The 18,307-nt window shown below is 63.2% G+C and carries 19 protein-coding genes and 1 tRNA gene; 3 read left to right on the top strand and 17 right to left on the bottom strand.

The genetic code is table 11. The features are described from left to right. Positions 1-141: 141 nt before the first annotated feature. Positions 142-309: a YdcH family protein gene (locus ACOI1H_RS13610; protein WP_422438226.1), complete on the top strand. Its 168-nt coding sequence runs from the start codon at positions 142-144 to the stop codon at positions 307-309. Here the strand turns inward: ACOI1H_RS13610 and ACOI1H_RS13615 are convergent. From ACOI1H_RS13615 to ACOI1H_RS13630, 4 genes are all read right to left on the bottom strand, one after another. Next, entirely contained in the window at positions 287-1,171 is an 885-nt protein-coding gene (locus ACOI1H_RS13615; RefSeq protein WP_422438227.1) for a DMT family transporter, read from the bottom strand. The genes ACOI1H_RS13610 and ACOI1H_RS13615 overlap by 23 nt on opposite strands. A 65-nt stretch (positions 1,172-1,236) precedes the next feature. Then, positions 1,237-1,959 carry an acetoacetyl-CoA reductase gene (gene phbB, locus ACOI1H_RS13620; RefSeq protein ID WP_422438229.1) on the bottom strand — a complete coding sequence of 241 codons (723 nt, stop codon included), beginning with the start codon at positions 1,957-1,959 and terminating at the stop codon, positions 1,237-1,239. A gap of 171 nt (positions 1,960-2,130) precedes the next feature. After that, positions 2,131-3,306 carry an acetyl-CoA C-acetyltransferase gene (locus ACOI1H_RS13625; RefSeq protein ID WP_422438231.1) on the bottom strand — a complete coding sequence of 392 codons (1,176 nt, stop codon included), beginning with the start codon at positions 3,304-3,306 and terminating at the stop codon, positions 2,131-2,133. Between the two features lie 110 nt (positions 3,307-3,416). Continuing rightward, a complete protein-coding gene (locus ACOI1H_RS13630; RefSeq protein ID WP_422438233.1) occupies positions 3,417-4,226 on the bottom strand; it encodes an EAL domain-containing protein in 810 nt (269 codons plus the stop codon). A gap of 90 nt (positions 4,227-4,316) precedes the next feature. Here ACOI1H_RS13630 and ACOI1H_RS13635 point away from each other — a divergent pair, with 90 nt between their 5' ends. Beyond that, on the top strand, positions 4,317-4,880 hold the full coding sequence (locus tag ACOI1H_RS13635; RefSeq protein ID WP_422438274.1) for a DNA-3-methyladenine glycosylase I: 564 nt from the start codon (positions 4,317-4,319) through the stop codon (positions 4,878-4,880). On the opposite strand, the gene ACOI1H_RS13640 is transcribed toward ACOI1H_RS13635, so the two are convergent. The 13 genes from ACOI1H_RS13640 to ACOI1H_RS13700 all read right to left on the bottom strand — a co-directional run bounded on the left by ACOI1H_RS13640 (position 4,867) and on the right by ACOI1H_RS13700 (position 17,878). After that, complete coding sequence (locus tag ACOI1H_RS13640; RefSeq protein ID WP_422438235.1) at positions 4,867-5,307, bottom strand: molybdenum cofactor biosynthesis protein MoaE; 441 nt, start codon at positions 5,305-5,307, stop codon at positions 4,867-4,869. The two genes, ACOI1H_RS13635 and ACOI1H_RS13640, sit on opposite strands and share 14 nt — an antisense overlap. Continuing rightward, a complete protein-coding gene (gene moaD / locus ACOI1H_RS13645) occupies positions 5,307-5,552 on the bottom strand; it encodes a molybdopterin converting factor subunit 1 (RefSeq protein ID WP_422438236.1) in 246 nt (81 codons plus the stop codon). The genes ACOI1H_RS13640 and moaD overlap by 1 nt, the downstream gene beginning before the upstream one ends. Then, a complete protein-coding gene (pgsA, locus tag ACOI1H_RS13650) occupies positions 5,552-6,214 on the bottom strand; it encodes a CDP-diacylglycerol--glycerol-3-phosphate 3-phosphatidyltransferase (RefSeq protein WP_422438237.1) in 663 nt (220 codons plus the stop codon). The genes moaD and pgsA overlap by 1 nt, the downstream gene beginning before the upstream one ends. 167 nt (positions 6,215-6,381) lie before the next feature. Next, positions 6,382-8,250 carry an excinuclease ABC subunit UvrC gene (uvrC, locus tag ACOI1H_RS13655; protein WP_422438239.1) on the bottom strand — a complete coding sequence of 623 codons (1,869 nt, stop codon included), beginning with the start codon at positions 8,248-8,250 and terminating at the stop codon, positions 6,382-6,384. A gap of 283 nt (positions 8,251-8,533) precedes the next feature. Beyond that, positions 8,534-9,310, bottom strand: a complete 777-nt coding sequence (locus tag ACOI1H_RS13660) for an SDR family oxidoreductase (RefSeq protein WP_422438241.1) — start codon at positions 9,308-9,310, stop codon at positions 8,534-8,536. Beyond that, a complete protein-coding gene (locus ACOI1H_RS13665) occupies positions 9,307-10,230 on the bottom strand; it encodes a calcium/sodium antiporter (RefSeq protein WP_422438243.1) in 924 nt (307 codons plus the stop codon). Before ACOI1H_RS13665 ends, ACOI1H_RS13660 begins: the two co-directional genes overlap by 4 nt. Then, positions 10,231-10,398, bottom strand: a complete 168-nt coding sequence (locus tag ACOI1H_RS13670) for a hypothetical protein (protein WP_422438245.1) — start codon at positions 10,396-10,398, stop codon at positions 10,231-10,233. 1 nt (position 10,399) lies between these two features. Further along, positions 10,400-11,194: a S49 family peptidase gene (locus ACOI1H_RS13675; RefSeq protein WP_422438247.1), complete on the bottom strand. Its 795-nt coding sequence runs from the start codon at positions 11,192-11,194 to the stop codon at positions 10,400-10,402. A gap of 38 nt (positions 11,195-11,232) precedes the next feature. Further along, positions 11,233-11,994, bottom strand: coding sequence for an ABC transporter permease (locus ACOI1H_RS13680; RefSeq protein WP_422438249.1), 762 nt, complete (start codon positions 11,992-11,994; stop codon positions 11,233-11,235). Continuing rightward, positions 11,991-12,917, bottom strand: coding sequence for an ABC transporter ATP-binding protein (locus tag ACOI1H_RS13685; protein ID WP_422438251.1), 927 nt, complete (start codon positions 12,915-12,917; stop codon positions 11,991-11,993). The genes ACOI1H_RS13680 and ACOI1H_RS13685 overlap by 4 nt, the downstream gene beginning before the upstream one ends. A gap of 144 nt (positions 12,918-13,061) precedes the next feature. After that, positions 13,062-15,707 carry a TRAP transporter large permease subunit gene (locus ACOI1H_RS13690; protein WP_422438253.1) on the bottom strand — a complete coding sequence of 882 codons (2,646 nt, stop codon included), beginning with the start codon at positions 15,705-15,707 and terminating at the stop codon, positions 13,062-13,064. Between the two features lie 15 nt (positions 15,708-15,722). Continuing rightward, complete coding sequence (locus tag ACOI1H_RS13695; protein ID WP_422438255.1) at positions 15,723-16,694, bottom strand: TRAP transporter small permease subunit; 972 nt, start codon at positions 16,692-16,694, stop codon at positions 15,723-15,725. 101 nt (positions 16,695-16,795) lie between these two features. Further along, a complete protein-coding gene (locus ACOI1H_RS13700; protein WP_422438257.1) occupies positions 16,796-17,878 on the bottom strand; it encodes a TRAP transporter substrate-binding protein in 1,083 nt (360 codons plus the stop codon). A gap of 245 nt (positions 17,879-18,123) precedes the next feature. On the opposite strand from ACOI1H_RS13700, the gene ACOI1H_RS13705 reads away from it, so the two are divergent. Further along, a tRNA-Asn gene (locus tag ACOI1H_RS13705) sits at positions 18,124-18,198 on the top strand. Positions 18,199-18,307 lie beyond the last annotated feature (109 nt).

Raw genomic sequence — 18,307 nt, forward strand, 5'->3', positions numbered from 1 at the left:
TCGTGTCCATCGGACGCCGCCAGTGGGCGCACGAGTTCTGATCAGTGCAGGTTGGTATAACCTGTCGCAGCCAAATCAGGTGACATACGCCGGATCATGTGTTGCAATGTAACTGTTCAATGACAGCAAAAGGAGCCGACCATGAGCTTGAGTTCGCACGTTGAAGAACTGAAAAAGAAGCACCAGACCCTTTCCGATTCGGTGGAATCGCTGCAGCGCAGCCCTGCCACGGACGATCTGGAGATCGCGCGCCTGAAGAAGCAGAAACTGATGATCAAGCAGGAAATCACCCGCCTTTCGGCCAACTGACCTCCTTGCCCGCGCTGGCCTGCGCGGCCAGTGCGGCCCCTCCGACGATCAGGACCGTCGCACCACCCAGCGCCCATGTCGGCGGCGAAAGTCCGACACCGACCAACACCAGCGTCGACAGCACCGGGGCCGCATAGGACGCGGTGCCAAGCAACTGGATGTCACCGCGCTTTACCCCGATATCCCAGACGAAGAACGCCAGCCCCACCGGGCCTAGGCCCAGGGCCAGCACGGCCAGCCAGCCGGTGAACGATGGCCAGACAGTCTGTTCGGTCAGCAGATGCACGCCGGCAGACAACACCGCCGTCGCTGCGCAAAAGACGGTCACGCTGACGGTCGGGACCGTGCCGGATCGTCGCGACAGGACGGAATAACCCGACCAGAATAGGGCGCACATCAGGGCAAGTCCGTAGCCCAGGAACGCGCCGGTGCCCGGCTCTCCTCGCCCGCCAAGGATGATGAGCGCAGCACCCGCGAAACCCAGCATGGCTCCGATGACGTGACCGCGCCGCAGCACCTCGCCCGGCAACAGGCCGGAAAACAGGACGATCAGCAGCGGCCAGAGATAGGCGATCAACCCTGCCTCTGCCGGTGGGGCAAGGCGCAGGGCCGAGAAATAAAGGGCGTGATAGCCGAACAGGCCCGCCGTTCCGGCGGCGTAGACGCGCCAAGAGATAAGACGCAGCAGGCCCAGCGTTCCAGTGACTAGCCCCCAGAACAACCCGACCCCGGTGCCGACGGCAAAGGTCATTGCGGTCAACTGGAAGGGCGGCACCGGGGCGGTCGCCACCGTCAGCACCGCCAGCAACGACCACAGAAGGACGGCAGTGAACCCGATCAGGGTGGCAGTTCGGCGCGTCATGTCCGGTCCATGCAAAAGGCCGGGGACATGCCCCGGCCCGATGCCTGATGCCACATCCCGCAGGATCAGGCCATATACTGACCACCGTTCGCGGTGATCGTGGCCCCGGTGATGAAGGACGCATCGTCAGAGGCGAGGAACACGACCGCGCGGGCAATCTCCTCCGGCTCGCCCAGACGGCCCACGGGGATCGCGCCGACGATGCTGTCCATCACCTTTTCGGGGATCGTCGCCATCATGTCGGTGTTGATGTAGCCGGGGCAGATCGCATTGACCGTAATGCCCGCGCGCGCACCTTCCTGCGCCAGCGCCTTGGTAAAGCCGATGTCGCCGGCCTTGGCGGCGGAATAGTTGGCCTGCGCGAACTGCCCCTTTTGTCCGTTGATGGACGAAATCGTGATGATCCGTCCGAACTTGCGGTCGCGCATCCCCGGCCAGACCGGGTGGGTCATATTGAAGACGCCGGTCAGGTTGGTGCCGATGACCTCGTTCCACTGGTCCGGCGTCATCTTGTGAAACGGTGCGTCGCGGGTGATGCCGGCGTTGTTGACCAGAACCTCGATCGGGCCGAGGTCGGCTTCGATGCCCGCGATCCCGTCCTTGCAGGCGTCATAGCTGCCGACGTCCCATTTGTAGGTCTTGATGCCGGTTGCATCGGTGAAGGCCCGCGCCTTTTCGTCATTCCCGGCGTAGGTCGCCGCGACGGTGTAGCCCGCGTCCTTCAACGCGGTCGCAATGGCCGCGCCGATGCCGCGTGTGCCGCCGGTGACAAGTGCCACTCGTGCCATGATCGTATCCTCCCTTGATCGCTGCCCCAGCTTAACGCGCAACAATGTTGCGTCCAGAGATTTCCCAGTGAATGTGTGTTTCAGGGACAGAAACATCGCCGATCCCGGCGGGGCGGTCGAAATCGGCAAATCGCAGGGGCCGCAATCCGTTCAGACGCGGCCCCATTTGTATCAGGGGCGTTCGACGCACATGGCGACGCCCATGCCGCCACCGATGCACAGGGTTGCAAGACCCTTTTTCACGCCGCGGCGCTTCATCTCGAACAGCAGGGTGTTCAGGACGCGCGCGCCCGAGGCACCGATGGGGTGACCGATCGCGATGGCACCGCCGTTCACGTTGACGATCTCCGGGTCCCAGCCCATTTCCTTGTTCACGGCGCAGGCCTGCGCGGCAAAGGCCTCGTTCGCTTCGACCAATTCGAGATCTGCGGCCTTCCAGCCGGCCTTTTCCAGCGCCTTGCGGCTGGCATAGATCGGGCCGACACCCATGATCTTGGGGTCGAGGCCAGCGGTCGCGTAGGACACGATGCGGGCCAGCGGCTCGATCCCGCGCTTTTCGGCCTCGTCCGCCGTCATCAGGATGACGCCTGCAGCGCCGTCGTTCAGGCCAGAGGCATTGGCGGCGGTGACGGAACCGTCCTTGGTGAACGCGGGGCGCAGTTTCTGCATCGCCTCCATCGTGGCCCCGTGGCGGATGTATTCGTCGCTGTCGACCACCGTGTCGCCCTTGCGGGTCTTGATGGTGAACGGAAGGATCTCATCCTTGAACTTGCCGGCCTTCTGGGCGGCCTCGGCCTTGTTCTGCGACCGGACCGCGAATTCGTCCTGTTGATCGCGGCTGATCTGGTATTTTTCCGCCACGTTTTCAGCGGTTTGCCCCATGTGGTAACCGTTGAAGGCATCCCAGAGGCCGTCCCTGATCATGGTGTCGATATAGCTGACATCACCCATCTTGGTGCCTTGCCGCAGGTTCGCGGCATGGGGTGACATCGACATGTTCTCTTGCCCGCCGGCGGCCACGATGGTGGCATCGCCCAACTGAATGTGTTGCGCGGCCAGCGCCACGGCGCGCAGACCCGACCCGCAGACCTGATTGATCGACCATGCGGCAGATTCCATGGGCAGACCAGCGTTGATATGCGCCTGACGGGCCGGGTTCTGGCCCTGGGCGGCGGTCAGCACCTGACCGAGGATGGTTTCGCTGACTTCGGATTTGTCGATCCCGGAGCGTTCCACGATGCCTTGCAACATCGCGGCCCCCAGGTCGTGGGCGGGGGTGTTGGCGAAAGACCCGAGGAAGCTGCCGACGGCGGTGCGCCCTGCGGACGCGATCACGACATTGGTCATTTTAACCCTTTCTAGCGGTTTTGATGCGCGAGACAGGCCTGTTGTCAGCAGCCCCCTCGCGAGATTGCCACCAGTCTAGGCAGCGCCAGAGGCAAGGGCAATCACAACCGCTAATCGATGTCGAACTTCGGGGCACCGATATGATAGCCTTGCAGGCAGTCGACGTTGATCCCCTGCAACCAATTGGCATCTCTGGCATTTTCCACGCCCTCGACGATGGCGAACATCTCGAACTGATGGGCCACGGTGACCAGCGCCTCGACCAGCACCTGATTGTCGGGATCGTCGGCAATCCCCTTCACGAAGGTCTTGTCGACCTTCACCATGTCGAAGAAGAAATCCTTCAGATGCCGGAACGCCGTCATCCCGCCACCAAAGCCGTCAAGGGCAAAGGCCACACCGCGCGGCTGCATGTCTTCCATGAAGCGCATGACAACCTCATGCAGCATCATGGCCGATGTCTCGCTGATTTCGAAGATCAGGCGTTCACCCAGTGCGCCGCGTCCGGACAGCCCCGCCTCCAGCTTCTGGCGCCAGCGCCAGTCGCCCAGCGACCGGGCCGAGACGTTGACGGACAGCCGCATGCCCGGATGCTGGCGCAACATCCGCAGCCCCAGTTCCAGCGTCAGCACATCGATGCGGCGGCCGATTTCCGTATCCGCGACCTGCGGCATGAAATTCGCCGCTGGAATCACGCGCCCGGCGTCGTCGAGCAGGCGGATCAACCCTTCGTAGAAGGCGACCTTCGTCAGGTTCGCCGCCACGACGATTGGCTGGAACGCCAATTGTGCGCGCCCCAGATCCAGCGCGCGGGCAACCAGTGCCGGGGTGTCCGCATCGCGACTGGCAAAGGCGAATTGCAAGGGATCGGCGAAATCCCGTTCCGGATCGGGTGGGGCGTGCAGGCGGGGTGGTGTCATGGGATCGGCTCCGGAACAGGGCCTTGCCACATTGCATCCGCGCACCTAACACCACGTTAAGAGCTATACGGGAAAGCGACCACCATGACCCTGACGCGCTGCACCTGGGCGGGTGACGACCCGCTGTACCAAGCCTACCACGACACCGAATGGGGCGTGCCGGAATACGACAGCCGCGCCCTGTGGGAAAAACTGGTGCTTGACGGCTTTCAGGCCGGGCTGTCCTGGATCACGATCCTGCGCAAGCGCGACAATTTCCGCGCGGCCTTTGCCGGGTTCGACCCTCATGTGGTGGCGACCTGGGGCGACGATGACATCGCGCGTCTGCTGACCGATCCCGGCATCATCCGCCACCGGGGCAAGATCGCAGCAACGATCACCAACGCGCAGGCCTACCTGCGGATCGACGCGGAACAGGGCTTTGATCGGTTCCTGTGGGACTATGTGGGCGGCAAGCCTCTTCAGACCCGGCGCTCCACGATGGCCGACGTCCCGGCCTTCACACCCCTGTCCGTGCAGATCTCGAAGGATCTGAAGAAGGCGGGCTTCAAGTTCTGTGGACCCACGATCGTCTATGCCTTCATGCAGGCCTGCGGGCTGGTGAACGACCACATCGTCCCCTGCCACCGGCACGCCGCACTTACCACCGCCTGAGCGCGTCCTCGTCCGCGTCCTGTGCCGCAACCCAATCGGCCCCGTCGGCGGTAACTTCCTTCTTCCAGAAGGGCGCGCGGGATTTCAGGTAGTCCATCAGGAAATCGGCGGCGGCAAAGGCATCGGCGCGATGCGCCGACGCCGTCGCCACCATCATGATCGGCGCACCGGGCGCAAGCTGCCCGAAACGGTGGATCACCAGCGCATCGGCCAGGGTCCAACGCGTCTGCGCCTCGGCGACGATGCCTTCAATCGCGGATTCCGTCATGCCGGGGTAATGTTCGATCATCATGTGCTGCAATCCACCCGCGACATCGCGCACGATGCCGGTGAAGCTGACGACAGCACCGGCCCCCTTGGCCCGTTCGGCAAAGGCGTTCAGCTCTGCGCCGGTGTCGAACGCCTGTTCCTGCACGCGGACCGACATCAGCCGCCCGTCATGGGCGGAAAGAAGGCGACCTCGCGCACGCCCGCCAAGGGTGCGTCGAAGTCCGACAGCACCTGGTCCAGCGCAACGCGCAGCGATGTCGTATCGGCAAAGGCGGCATCGTAACGCTCTTCGCGCCTGCGCAATTCGGCCACCAGATCGTTCACGGTCGCGGCCTGCGTCTCCACCCGCTCGCGCGGCAGGCCGATGCGTTCGCGCACCCAGGCAAAGTAAAGCACATCCATCAGCTGTCCCTCAGATATGGCAGCGCCTTACGGAAGTAGTCCCAGCCGGTCAGCAGCGTCAGGGCGGCGGCCAGCCACAGCACGCTGATGCCTAGATACCAGCTCAGCATCATGCCCCAGTATTTCCAGACCAGGCCGAGTTCGTCGGGAATGTTGCCCGCCAGCACGTTGTCGCGCATGGCGCGGTCCATCCCGAAGGTCTGCATTCCCAGATAATGCTCGAACGCGCCGGTTGCAAACAGCAGCGCGATGCCGATCATCTGGGCCGTCGTCTTCCACTTGGCCAATGCCGTCACCTTCAGCAGACCCGCCGTCGCCCCCAGGAATTCCCGCAGTCCGGACACAAAGACCTCGCGGAAGATGATGAAGGTCGCGGGCAACAGGATCCACGGATTCATACCGGAAAAGCCGGTGATGACCAGCAGGGCGATGACGACCATCGCCTTGTCGGCGATGGGGTCCAGCATCGCACCGAACCGGCTTTCCTGCTTCCACGCCCGCGCAAGGTAGCCGTCGACGAAATCGGTCAGGGCCGCGCCGACGAACAGGGCCAGCGCGAACCAGTCCGCCCAGGGCCGAGCAAAGAACAGGAAAAGGATCGCCACGGCAGGGGCTGCCAGCAATCGCAGGATCGTCAGGATGTTGGGCACGTTCAGATTCATGACGGCACCCTAGCTGCCGCTGTCGCGATAGACCAGATCAAGCGATCGCACCCCCCGCTTCTTCTGGCCGCAAATATCCCGGGGGGAGTCGCATGGCGACGGGGGGCTGGCCCCCCTTCTGTTTTCTTACAAAACACCGCGACGACGGCGCTTTCGCCATCACGGCATCAGCCGTTCTCGTGGAAATAGTCGTAGATCGTCTGGGCCATCGTCTGGCTGATGCCTTCGACCGCCGTCAGGTCCGCAAGGTTCGCCCGCGCCACGGCCTTGGCCGATCCGAAATGCGCCAGCAGGGCGCGCTTGCGCGTCGCCCCCACGCCCGGCACGTCATCGAGCGGAGTTGCCCCGATCGCCTTGGCGCGCTTGGCACGGTGGGTGCCGATGGCAAAGCGGTGGACCTCGTCGCGCATCCGCTGGATGAAATACAGCACCGGGTCGTTGTGGCGCAGCGCCATGACCGACTTGCCGGTGCGGTGAAATTCCTCTTTCCCCGCGTCCCGGTCGATGCCCTTGGCCACACCGACCATCGGCACGTCGCCCACGCCCAGCTTCTCCATGATCTCGCGCACAGCACTCACTTGCCCCGCCCCGCCGTCGATCAGCAACAGGTCCGGCCAGGTGCCGCCCTTGCGCGCGGGGTCTTCCTTCAGCAGGCGTTGAAAGCGGCGGGTCAGCACCTCTTTCATCATGCCGAAATCGTCGCCGGGCACCAGATCCTCGCCACGGATGTTGAACTTGCGATACTGGTTCTTCTCGAAGCCGTCCGGGCCGACGACGACCATCGCGCCAACGGCGAAACTGCCCTGGATGTGGCTGTTGTCATAGACCTCGATCCGCTGCGGAGTCTTCGTCAGATCGAAGGCCTCGGCCACGCCTTTCAGCAAACGGCCCTGCGTCGCCGTCTCGCTCATCTTGCGGGCCAGGCTTTCGCGCGCGTTGCGCAGCGCCCCCTGCACCAGCTCTGCCTTCTCACCGCGCTGAGGGACGATGATCTCGACCTTGCGGCCCAGCTTTTCGGACAGGGCCAGCGCCATCAGGTCGTCGCTATCGAGCCCGTGGGACAGGATCAGCATCTTCGGCGGTTCGCGGTCGGCGTAGAACTGGCCGACGAAGGCTTCCATCACCTCGGAGGCATCCTCGTCGCCGCTGATCCGGGGATAGTAATCATGGTTGCCCCAGTTCTGGTTCGCGCGGATGAAGAAGACCTGCACGCAGGCCTGACCGCCGTCGATGTGCAGGCCAATGATGTCGGCTTCCTCGACGCCCCTGGGGTTGATGCCCTGCGCTGTCTGGACCTGCGTCAGCGCCTTGATGCGGTCGCGCATCGCGGCGGCGCGTTCGAATTCCATCGCGGCAGAGGCGGTGTTCATCTCGGAGGCCAGCGCTTCCTGAATACCCTTCGTGCGTCCCGACAGGAATGCCTGCGCGTCGCGGACAGAGGCGCGGTAATCGGCGTCGCTGACCAATCCGCAGCAGGGACCGGAGCATCGCTTGATCTGGTATTGCAGACAGGGGCGCGTCCGCGTCTCGAAATCCTGATCGCTGCAATTGCGCAGCAGGAACACGCGCTGCAACTGGTTCAGCGTGCGGTTCACGGCACCGACCCCGGCGAAGGGGCCGTAATACTTGCCCTTTTCCGTCTTGGCCCCGCGATGCTTCTTGATCTGTGGCCAATCGTGGTCTGTGGTCACAAGAATGTTGGGAAAGGATTTGTCGTCACGCAGCAGAACGTTGTAGCGCGGCTTGAGCTGCTTGATCAGGTTCTGTTCGAGCAGCAGGGCCTCGGTCTCGGTCCGGGTGGTCAGGACCATCATGGACTCGGTTTCGCGGATCATGCGCGCGATGCGACCCGAATGTTGCCCCGGCCGGCTGTAGTTGCTGACCCGCGCCTTCAGGTTCCGCGCCTTGCCGACGTAAAGCACGCGGCTTTCGCCATCCAGCATCCGATAGACACCGGGCGAACTGTCGAGTGTTTTCACGAAGGCCGCAATGCAGGCGTATCCGGTCAAACGGGCTGCGGCGGTGGCGTCGGTCATTCTGGGTCCGTGATTCTGGGGGTGTCTGCAATGATAGCCGGGGGGCGGCAAGATGAAAGGCATCCACTGAAACTGTGGATAACTACGGGGGCAATTTGTCGTGGGGCCGAAATTTCCGTTGCTGCGCTATGCGTTCATCACTTTGCCTGAAAAACAGGCTGTTTTGCAGGTCATTGATTCAGAACGATAAAATTATGAAGGTTTTGTAAACCAATGTATTCAATGCGTTAACACATTCCCGTGAGCTTGCCCCTGCGTCAAGGTGCACAACTCGCGTCATCGGTCACTCCAGTCCAAGGATGTCCGGCGTTTCCCAGCCAAGGTGCTGGCCACCATCGACAGCGATCATCTGCCCCGTGACCGCTTTGGCCCCCAGCAGATAGACCAGAGCCCCGCAGATGTCACTTGCATCGGCCCCCCGCTGCAGCAGGGACGCCGCGCGCTGGCGGTGAAAATGGTCTTCGGACTGGCGTCCCCCCCGCAGCGTCGGACCCGGGCCGATGCCATTGACGCGCACGCGGGGTGCCAGCCCCTGCGCCGCCGTTCGCGTCAGAGTCCAGAGACCCATCTTGGCCAGCGTGTAGGTCATGAATTCCGGTGTCAGCTTGTGCACGCGCTGGTCCAGCATGTTGACGATCAGGCCCTGCGCCACAGGCTCTTCGCCGTCGTCGCTGACCGGGTCAGGCACCTGCGCCGCGAACCCTTGCGTCAGCACGAAGGGCGCGCGCAGGTTTGATCCGATGTGACGGTCCCAACTGTCACGCGTTGCCGTGGCGATGTCGTCGTGTTCGAAGATCGATGCGTTGTTCACCAGCACCGTCAGTGGCCCGTCAAGACCCTCCATCGCACGCCCGATCAGTCCTTGGGTCGCGTCTTCGTCCAGCAGGTCGGCCTGAAGCGTGACGGCCTGTCGACCCTTGGCACGGATCATCTGCGCCGTGTCCTCCGCTCCGTCACGAGAGCTGGCGTAATGCACCGCGACGTCGTGCCCGTGGTCGGCCAGCGTCAGCGCCATGGCGCGGCCCAGCCGCGCACCCGCCCCGGTGACAAGTGCCCTCACAGGATGGACCAGACATAGACGGCATAGATCGCCGTCAGGCCGATCCCCCATACCCGCGTCAGGTTGCGCCCCATGAAGACCAGCGGGATCATCAGCAGCGCCGCCCCCGCCATGACCCATAGGTCAAAGGTCAGGAATTGCGCATCGACCGGCACCGGCCCGACGATCGTCGCGACGCCCATGATGCCAAGCAGATTGAACAGGTTCGACCCGACGACGTTGCCCAGCGCGACGTCGGCCTGACGCCGCAGGGCCGCCATGACGGTCGTTGCAAGTTCCGGCAGGGACGTGCCAACGGCCACCAGCGTCAGGCCGATCACGCTGTCAGAGATGCCGAAATCCTGGGCGATGGTGGTCGCACCCCGGATCAGCAGCTCCGACCCGATGGGCAGGCCGATCAGGCCCACGACCAGAAACAGGATGATCCTGGCCCAGGACAGCGACGGATCTGCCCCCTCAAGCTCTGGCACTTCGGGACTGTTGCGGGCGCTGACGATGGCGTGGACCAGCATGGCGGCAAGACCGGTCAGCAGGATCAGGCCGCTGACCCAGTTCAGAGGGCCGAAGAAGCACAGGCCGATGAACAGCGCGGTCGCAGCCAGCATTTGCAGGTAACTCGACCGCACATCGTGTTCCGATGTGTGGAGGACCGCCAGCAACGCCGGAATGCCCAGCACCAGCAGGACGTTCGCGGTATTCGATCCCACGACATTGCCCAACGCAAGCCCCGGCACGCCGTCGAGGATCGCCTGCACCGACACCAGCAGTTCTGGCGCGGACGTCCCGAAGGCCACGACCGTCAGCGAGACGATCAATGCGGGCACACCAAGGCGCAGGGCCAGGTTCACGGCCCCTTTCACAAGGCTGTCGCCGGCGAAGATCAGGACGATCAGGCCGGCGGCGGCAAGCAACCATTCCATTCAGGGGTTTCCTTTTTCGCAGGCGCAGGGGCCTTTGCCGATATTGTAGCGCCCGCACTTCGGACACTTGGCGGCCGCAAGGGCCTTTTGCCCCGGGAACCGCCATTTGCCGAACAGGCCAAGGACGAAGACGAACACAAGAAAGAGGGCGGCGACCTTGATCAGCATCCTAGAGCCCGAATCGTGCGAAGGCGGTCCGATCCTCGATCAGGCCTGCGGCTTCGCCCACGATGCGCGCGCCAAGCCGGGCGAACAGCGACTTCTTGGGGCCGTAACGGCGAAATCTGACGTCGTCGCCGTGCAACGCCTTCATCACGGGGATCAGATGGCCAATCCCGTCGATCAGGCCCTTGTCGTGTGCCTTCTGGCCGATCCAGACCTCGCCCGAGAAGATGGCGGGATCGTCGGACAGCATAGCTTCGCGCCGGGACTTGACGTAGGCGATGAAGATCTCGTGCAGATCAGTCAGCCAGCCTTCGAGCTTTTGCACATCCTCGGGCTTTTCCGGGCGGAAGGGGTCGAGCATGGATTTGCTGGTGCCTGCGGTGTGGACCCGGCGTTCGACACCGTAGCGGTCGATCAGGTCATGAAACCCGAACCCGGCCGAAATGACGCCGATGGACCCCACAAGCGACCCGACGTCGGCATAGATTTCGTCCGCGGCGCAGGCCAGCCAGTAGCCACCCGAGGCCGCCACATCCTCTACGAATGCCAGGACCGGAACCTCGTGTTCCTGTGACAGGCGGCGAATGCGTGCCGCAATCAGAGATGACTGGACCGGGCTGCCGCCCGGGCAATTGATCTGCAGCGCGACCGCCTTCGGCTTGCCCCTGGTAAAGGCCTTTTCCAGCACGGGTGCCAGCGATGGATCGTCCAGCCCGCGACCGGCGGTGGTGATCGCCCCCTGCAGGCGAACGACGTTGACCAGCGGGCCGCGGTTCATGAACGGGAGTTTTATTTTCATGCCCCCGATCTAGGCCCCCTGCCCCGCCGGGACAAGTCTTACTGCCGAATGCGCCAGCCGGTGCGGAAGATCCACCAGATTGCCGTCAGGCAGGCCGCCATGAAGGCGCTGATCGCCAGCAACGACAGACCGACAGGCACGTCGGCCGCGTCGAAGAACGCCCAGCGGAATCCACTGATCAGATAGACGACCGGATTGAACATCGTGATCGTCTGCCAGACGGGCGGCAGCATCGTGACGGAATAGAACGACCCGCCAAGAAAGACCAATGGCGTGATGATCAGCAGCGGGATCAGCTGCAACTGTTCGAAATTGCCTGCCCAGATGCCGATGATGAACCCCAGCAGCGCAAAACTGATGCAGGTCATCACGAGGAAGGCGACCATCCAGACCGGGTGCGCGACCTGAATATCCACGAAGAAGAAGGCGGTGAGGAATATGATCGCCCCGATGAAAAGCGCCTTGGTCGCCGCCGCCCCGACATAGCCGATCGTGATCTCGATGAAGTTCACCGGCGCGGACAGCAGTTCGTAGATCGTGCCGATGAATTTGGGAAAGTAGATGCCGAAGCTCGCGTTGCTGGTGGCCTGCGTCATGACGGACAGCATGATGAGGCCCGGCACGATGAACGCGCCGTAGCTGATGCCTTCGACTGTCTCGATCCGGCTGCCGATGGCTGTGCCGAAGACCACGAAGTAAAGCGATGTGGACAGCACGGGTGATACCAGCGACTGCGTGATGGTGCGGAAAAAGCGGGCCATCTCGAACCGGTAGATGGATTTGATCGCGGTCAGGTTCATGCGTCGTCCTTTACCAGCCCGACGAAGATGTCTTCGAGGCTGCTTTGCTGCGTTTGCAGGTCGGTCATGGTCAGACCTGCGCTTGCCATGTCGTTCAGAAGCGTGCGGATGCCGGTCCGGTCCTTGCGGGTGTCGTAGGTATAGACCAACACCGACCCGTCACGTTCCAGCGTCAGATCGTAATGCGACAGGGCTTCGGGGATTGCCACGGCCGGCACGGCCAGATCGACGCGCAACTGTTTCTTACCCATCTGGCTCATCATTTCGGATTTATCCTGCACCAGAAGGATTTGCCCTTTGGAGATGACGCCGACGCGGTCGGCTATGGCCTCGGCCTCTTCGATGTAGTGCGTGGTCAGGATGATGGTGACGCCTTCGCGCTTGAGGCCGGCAACGACGTTCCACATGTCCTTGCGCAGTTCCACGTCCACCCCGGCGGTCGGTTCGTCGAGGAACAGCACGCGGGGGTCGTGGGCCAGCGCCTTGGCGATCAGCACGCGGCGTTTCATGCCGCCGGACAGTTCCTTGACCCTGGCCGTCGCCTTGTCGTCCAGCGACAGGCTTTTCAGGATCGCGGCCACCCGCGCATCGTCGCGCGGCTTGCCGAACAGGCCGCGCGAAAAGCGGACGGTGTTCTCCACGGTCTCGAAGGGTTCGAGGTTGATTTCCTGCGGCACGAGGCCGATCAGGCTGCGCGCGGCACGGTAGTCCCGGATGGTGTCGTGACCGCCGACCGTGATCGTGCCGGAGGTCGGAACGGTGATTCCGCAGATGGTGGAGATCAGCGTCGTCTTGCCGGCACCGTTCGGACCAAGCAGGGCAAGGATTTCGCCCTCCTCGATCTCGAGGTCGACGCCTTTCAGGGCCTCGAACCCGGTGTCATAGGCCTTGCGCAGGTTCTTGACGGATACGATGGACGCCATCGGCGGTTCCTTTCGGACTGTTCGCGCACACCATATCCCCTGCACAGGCCGGGCGATAGGTGCATTGGCGCACATGGCACCGGCACACCTGCCAGACAGAGGGCCGGGGGTATTCCCCCGGCCCGTTCATCCATCAGCGCCGTATCAGAAGCTGAGAGATATGTCGCGGTGCGTGGCCGAACAGGCTGCGACTTCAAGGGCCTGCGCGCGCGGCAACCGCGGCTGTAGGCGCAGTCCGATGGTGTCCTTGATCGCATCGTCATAGGCCGTGATGCCAGGCAACAGTTCTTCGTTGGCGCGCGCGCGCCAGGTCAGTTCGCTTTCAAACAGCGCCTGTGCCTCGTCCAGATACTCCATCGCGCGGTCCGGATCGGGCGACCGGCTGTCGATCTCGCCACGCGCGTCCGACAGAAGGCCGCGGATGTCGCGACCGCCGTCCACATCGCCCAGCATGGATTCGACCTCCTTGAAGCGGGCATCCGCCATGGCACCGTCCATTGTCGGCGCATCGGCTGCCAGCGCCGCGATCGGCTCGCGCAGGGCCGCCAGCGCGTCGGCACTGGCGATCACGGCCTTCAGCTCGATCAGCGGCTCGTAGGCCTGATCGACGGTGCGGCGATACAGATTGCGGGCGGTCTCGTTTTCCTTGTTGATGGCGTTGTAGGTGTCCTGTGTGGCCTGCCAGGTCTCGGGTATCTGCGCCTGAAGCGCATCGACCTCGGCCTGCAACTCGTCCGCGCGGGCGGTCTGCGCCTCTGAATCGCCAAACCCGCGCGAGGCCCGGAGGCGCAGGTCGGCAATCTCTTTAGTGCGGATCAGCATGTCGCGCTGCAAGGCGCGCACGGTGGTGTGTTCGGGCCTGTAGGCAACGGCCCCTTCGGTCAGACGCCGCTGGATCGCCTCGATGTCGGTCACGAGACCAGGCACCGTTTCTGCCTTGTCGAGACCGTCGGTCCAGTCGTCCTGCAGGTCCTCGGGCAGGTAGGAGACGTCGAGGCCACGGGCCTGCGTGATCGCCGCGGCGATCCGGTCACCGCGCGCGTCGAAGCTCGCCATGATGTAGTCCTCGATGCAGTATTGCAGCGCGGGGTTCACCGGCGGCGGCGCGGTCTCTGCCGTCAGCGACGTGCGCGCCGGCAGATAGTTCACAAGCGGCGGGTTGAAGGCCACGATGACCAACGCTGCCAGTTGCAGCAGGATGAAGGCCACGACGCCCTTGTAGATCTGGATCGTCTTGACCGCGGCGGGGGCCACGCCGCGCAGATAGAACAGTGCAAAGCCGAAGGGCGGTGTCAGGAACGACGTCTGCAGGTTCAGGCCGATCATCACGCCCAGCCAGACGGCGCTGACGTTGGCCTGGGGATCGGCCAGCAGGATCGGGGCCACGATCGGCACGACGACGACCGCGATCTCGATGAAATCGAGGAAGAAACCCAGAACGAAGATGACCGTCATGACGATGATGAACTTGGTCCAGAAACCGCCTGGAAGCCCTTCCAGGAAGTGTTTGACCAACTCTTCGCCGCCGAACGCCCGAAAGGCCGCCGTCAGCATGGCAGCACCCAGCAGGATGATGAACACCAGTGAGGTCGTCTTGGCGGTTTCCACCATGACGCCGGTCAGCGCGTCTTCGTTATAGTAGGCGCGCACGCCGGACCAGACGATCGACAGCACGATCAGCGCCACGCCGATGGCGGCAAGCGTGACGCCCATGCGGTCCGACGCCGTCTGCATGTTCAGGATGTTCGTGTTGTAGTTGGAGACGGTCCAGCCAACCAGGATCAGACCGACGGCTGCGACGATGGTCGGGATGAAGCGCCCTGATCGACCCTCTGGATGCAGACGGTAGCCCGCCATGATGAGCGCGCCCGCGGCGCCGATGGCACCCGCCTGGTTGACGGTCGCGATGCCCGTGATGATCGACCCCAAGACCAGCAGGATCAGCGCCAGCGGCGGCACCATTGCCAGCAGCACGTTGCCGAGGAAGGCCGCATCGTAACGTCCCTCATAGGGCACAGCCGGGGCCATCTTGGGCCGAAAGATCGCGATGGCAAGAACATAGAGGATGTAGATCGCGACCAGCAACAGACCGGGCACCAGCGCGCCAAGGAACATGTCGCCGGCCGAGGTCGAGACGATGGCGAACTCCGACGGCATCGAGACTTCGCCGGTGGCGACCTTGTAAAGCTCTTGCCGCGAGGTCCCCGCCTGATCGACGGCAGAGGCCAGCTGATCCGCGAGGATGATGAGCACGATGGACGGCGGAATGATCTGCCCCAGCGTGCCAGACGCCGCGATGACACCGGACGACAGGGAATTGGAGTAGCCGTTGCGCATCATCGCCGGCAGGGAAATCATGCCCATCGCGACGACCGTGGCACCGACGATACCCGTCGTGGCGGCCAGCAGCGCGCCCACGACGATGACCGAAATACCCAGACCGCCCGGGATCGGGCCGAACAGTTGCGCCATGTTGACCAGAAGATCCTCGGCGATCTTGGACCGTTGCAGCATGATGCCCATGAAGATGAACAGCGGAATGGCGATCAGCGTGTCGCGTTCCGGTTCCCAGTAGACCCCGCGCAGGTTTGTGACACCGGACGTCAGCCACTGACCCGGCGTGCCGTTGGCGAAATAGGCGGCGGACGAGCCCTCGAACAGGATGCCGGTCACGGCCGCGAGGCCGACGGTCAGGATGGCCGCACCCGGCAGCGCGAACGCGACGGGATAGCCAGAGCCGAGCGCACCGGCCATGACGACAAGCAGCATCAGAAGAAAGAAAAGTTCCATTGCGCGTGTCCCCGATTACATCATGTCGGCGTGCGATTCACGCGCGCCAGGCTCGCCGCGCTTGTCGGCGACACCTTCCAGAAACTGCACCACGAACTGGATCATCATGGTCACAGCAAAGACGGCGAGGAAGCCCGCCATGAAATACTTCACATACATCCCGAAGCCGGATTGCGTCGTCTCGAACACCAGGATCGGACCGACGATGACCGACGATGCCGTGCTGAAGCCCAGGATCAGGATCGTCCAGCACAGCGCCATGCCGAGGATCACGGACCCGATGGCGTTGACACGTCCCTTCGTCTCGCGTCGCATGGACGCGTAAAGCAGGTCGACGCGCACATGGCCTTCCTCCAGCAGGGTATAGGCCGAGGCGAAGAGGAACAGCGCGCCGTACCAGAACCGCACGAGGTCGGCCATGAAGGCCTGTTCATATGAGAAGACGAAGCGCGACAGGACGATCAGCAGTTCGGCACCGACCACCAGAAGCGACAGCCAGATGAAGCCAAGTCCGCGGGTCACGGCACCAAGCACGATTCCGAGGATCACCAGCGGCGCATGGAAATACACACCGCGATAATCCGCGCGGCCAAGGTTGCCCGACATGTCGCTGCCGATCAGGCCATCCAACAGGTTCTGGACCCGCAGATAGGACAGGACCGCGTCCCCCAGACCGACCAGCAACACGACAAAAAAGGCCGACCGCACCAGAAAGCGGTTGAAGGCATTGATCTGCGCCGCGTCGCCTCGCAGCGACCGCCCCGGCGTCGCCAGCACGAACCCGATGGCCAGCACGGCCGCACCGAGCAGGATCACGACCTGAACAAGCCCCAGCGCCGACATCGCGCCGTTCACGACGGCCGTGACTCCCGGAAAGCCGAACCAGAACTGCAGCACCACGTTGACCATGTAGGCGGCCAGCACGGCCAAGACCGTCCAGCCAAATCCACGCGCCAGCAACGCGCGCGACGTCCCCTGCGTTTCCATCCCGTGTCCCCCGGAAAGTCTGGTGAAGATACCTGACGGGGCGGATCATGTGATCCGCCCCGTCCGTGCCGGACGTGTCGTCCAGCCATGCCTTGCGGCGATTACATGTCCAGAACGCGGTTCCGCTTGTCCACGTAGGGCGCATCCGACAGCGCCGTCCAGGCACCGATCTCGGCCCGGGCTTTAAGGTGGCTGTCGAAGATCTCGGCGGCCAGCGGGCTGTGATCGCGGGCTTCCTCGATGACTTCGGCGGACGCGGTACCGAATGCCTCGTAGACGTCATCGTTGAACTCACGCAGTTCGACGCCGAATTCGTTGATCAACTTGCCCAGATATTCACCGTTGAAGGCGTTGGCCTCGGCCATCGACACGGCGTTCTCTTCCAGGCAGGCCAGGCGGATCAGCTTCTGGTCGTATTCCGGCACGGTCGACCACCAGGTCTTGTTCATGCCCATGCACAGTTGCGAACCCGGCTCGTGGAAGCCCGGCCAGTAGTAGAACTTGGCCGCCTCGTACAGCTTGAGGAAGTAGTCGTTCCACGGCCCCACCCATTCGGTCGCGTCGATGGCACCCGAGACGAGGTTTTCGTAGATCTGTCCGCCCGGCAGCGACACGGGAGATCCGCCCAGCTTGGAGATGACATCGCCGCCAAGGCCGGGTATCCGCATCTTCAGGCCGCGAATGTCGTCGGGACTCTCGATTTCCTTGTTGAACCAGCCGCCCATCTGGACGCCGGTGTTGCCGGCCGGATAGCCGATGACACCGAATTCGTCGCCCAGCCGTTCATAAAGCTCCTGGCCGCCGCCGAACTTCATCCAGGCGTCCATTTCGGTATAGGTCAGGCCCATCGGAATCGCGGTGAACGGCGACCAGCCGGCGTGCTTGCCCTTCCAGTAATAGTCGGCCCCGATGTAGGCTTGGCTGTTGCCAGAGGCCACGTCGTCGAAGGCGTCGAAGGCACCGACCTTTTCGCCGGCGGCGAAGTAGGTCACCGCGATACGGCCCTCGGTCAGCTCCTCAATCCGCGCAGCAAGTCGCTGCGCACTCGTTCCCAGCCCCGGGAAATCGCGCGGCCATGTGGAAACGATGTTCATGTCGATCCGACTTTGGGCCAGCATGGGGGTCGCCAGCGTCGTGGCAGCCGTGCCGACGGCAGCGGACGTCAGAAATTGTCTGCGTTTCATATTTTTTGTATCCTCCTGTTGGGCAAAGTCGGTTGCAATCGCTCTTGCCTGAGGGGAACTTATAAAGACAGGTTTGGACTGGTCAATTCACTTTACCAGACACGCGCAGCAATCGTTCAAAAATCGACAACTGGCGCTAACATTGTGACGCTCGGATCCCATCCTGTCGTCGGAAATTTGTGCAGGAAGCGTTCGGTTTTGGTCTGGACGCGCCGAAACCGGGTTGTTATAGCCACCGCAGGTTTTCCGACGTAGCTCAGCGGTAGAGCAGTTGACTGTTAATCAATTGGTCGTAGGTTCGATCCCTACCGTCGGAGCCAATCCCCCCATCAGGCCCCTATAAACAAGGGTTTTCAGAGATCCGGAGTCGGAGCTCGAGGACGAGGTGCACATCTTGGTGCACACGGCGGTGCACAACGCGTGCACAGG

The organism is Loktanella sp. DJP18, from assembly GCF_049310965.1.
GTDB lineage: Bacteria > Pseudomonadota > Alphaproteobacteria > Rhodobacterales > Rhodobacteraceae > Loktanella.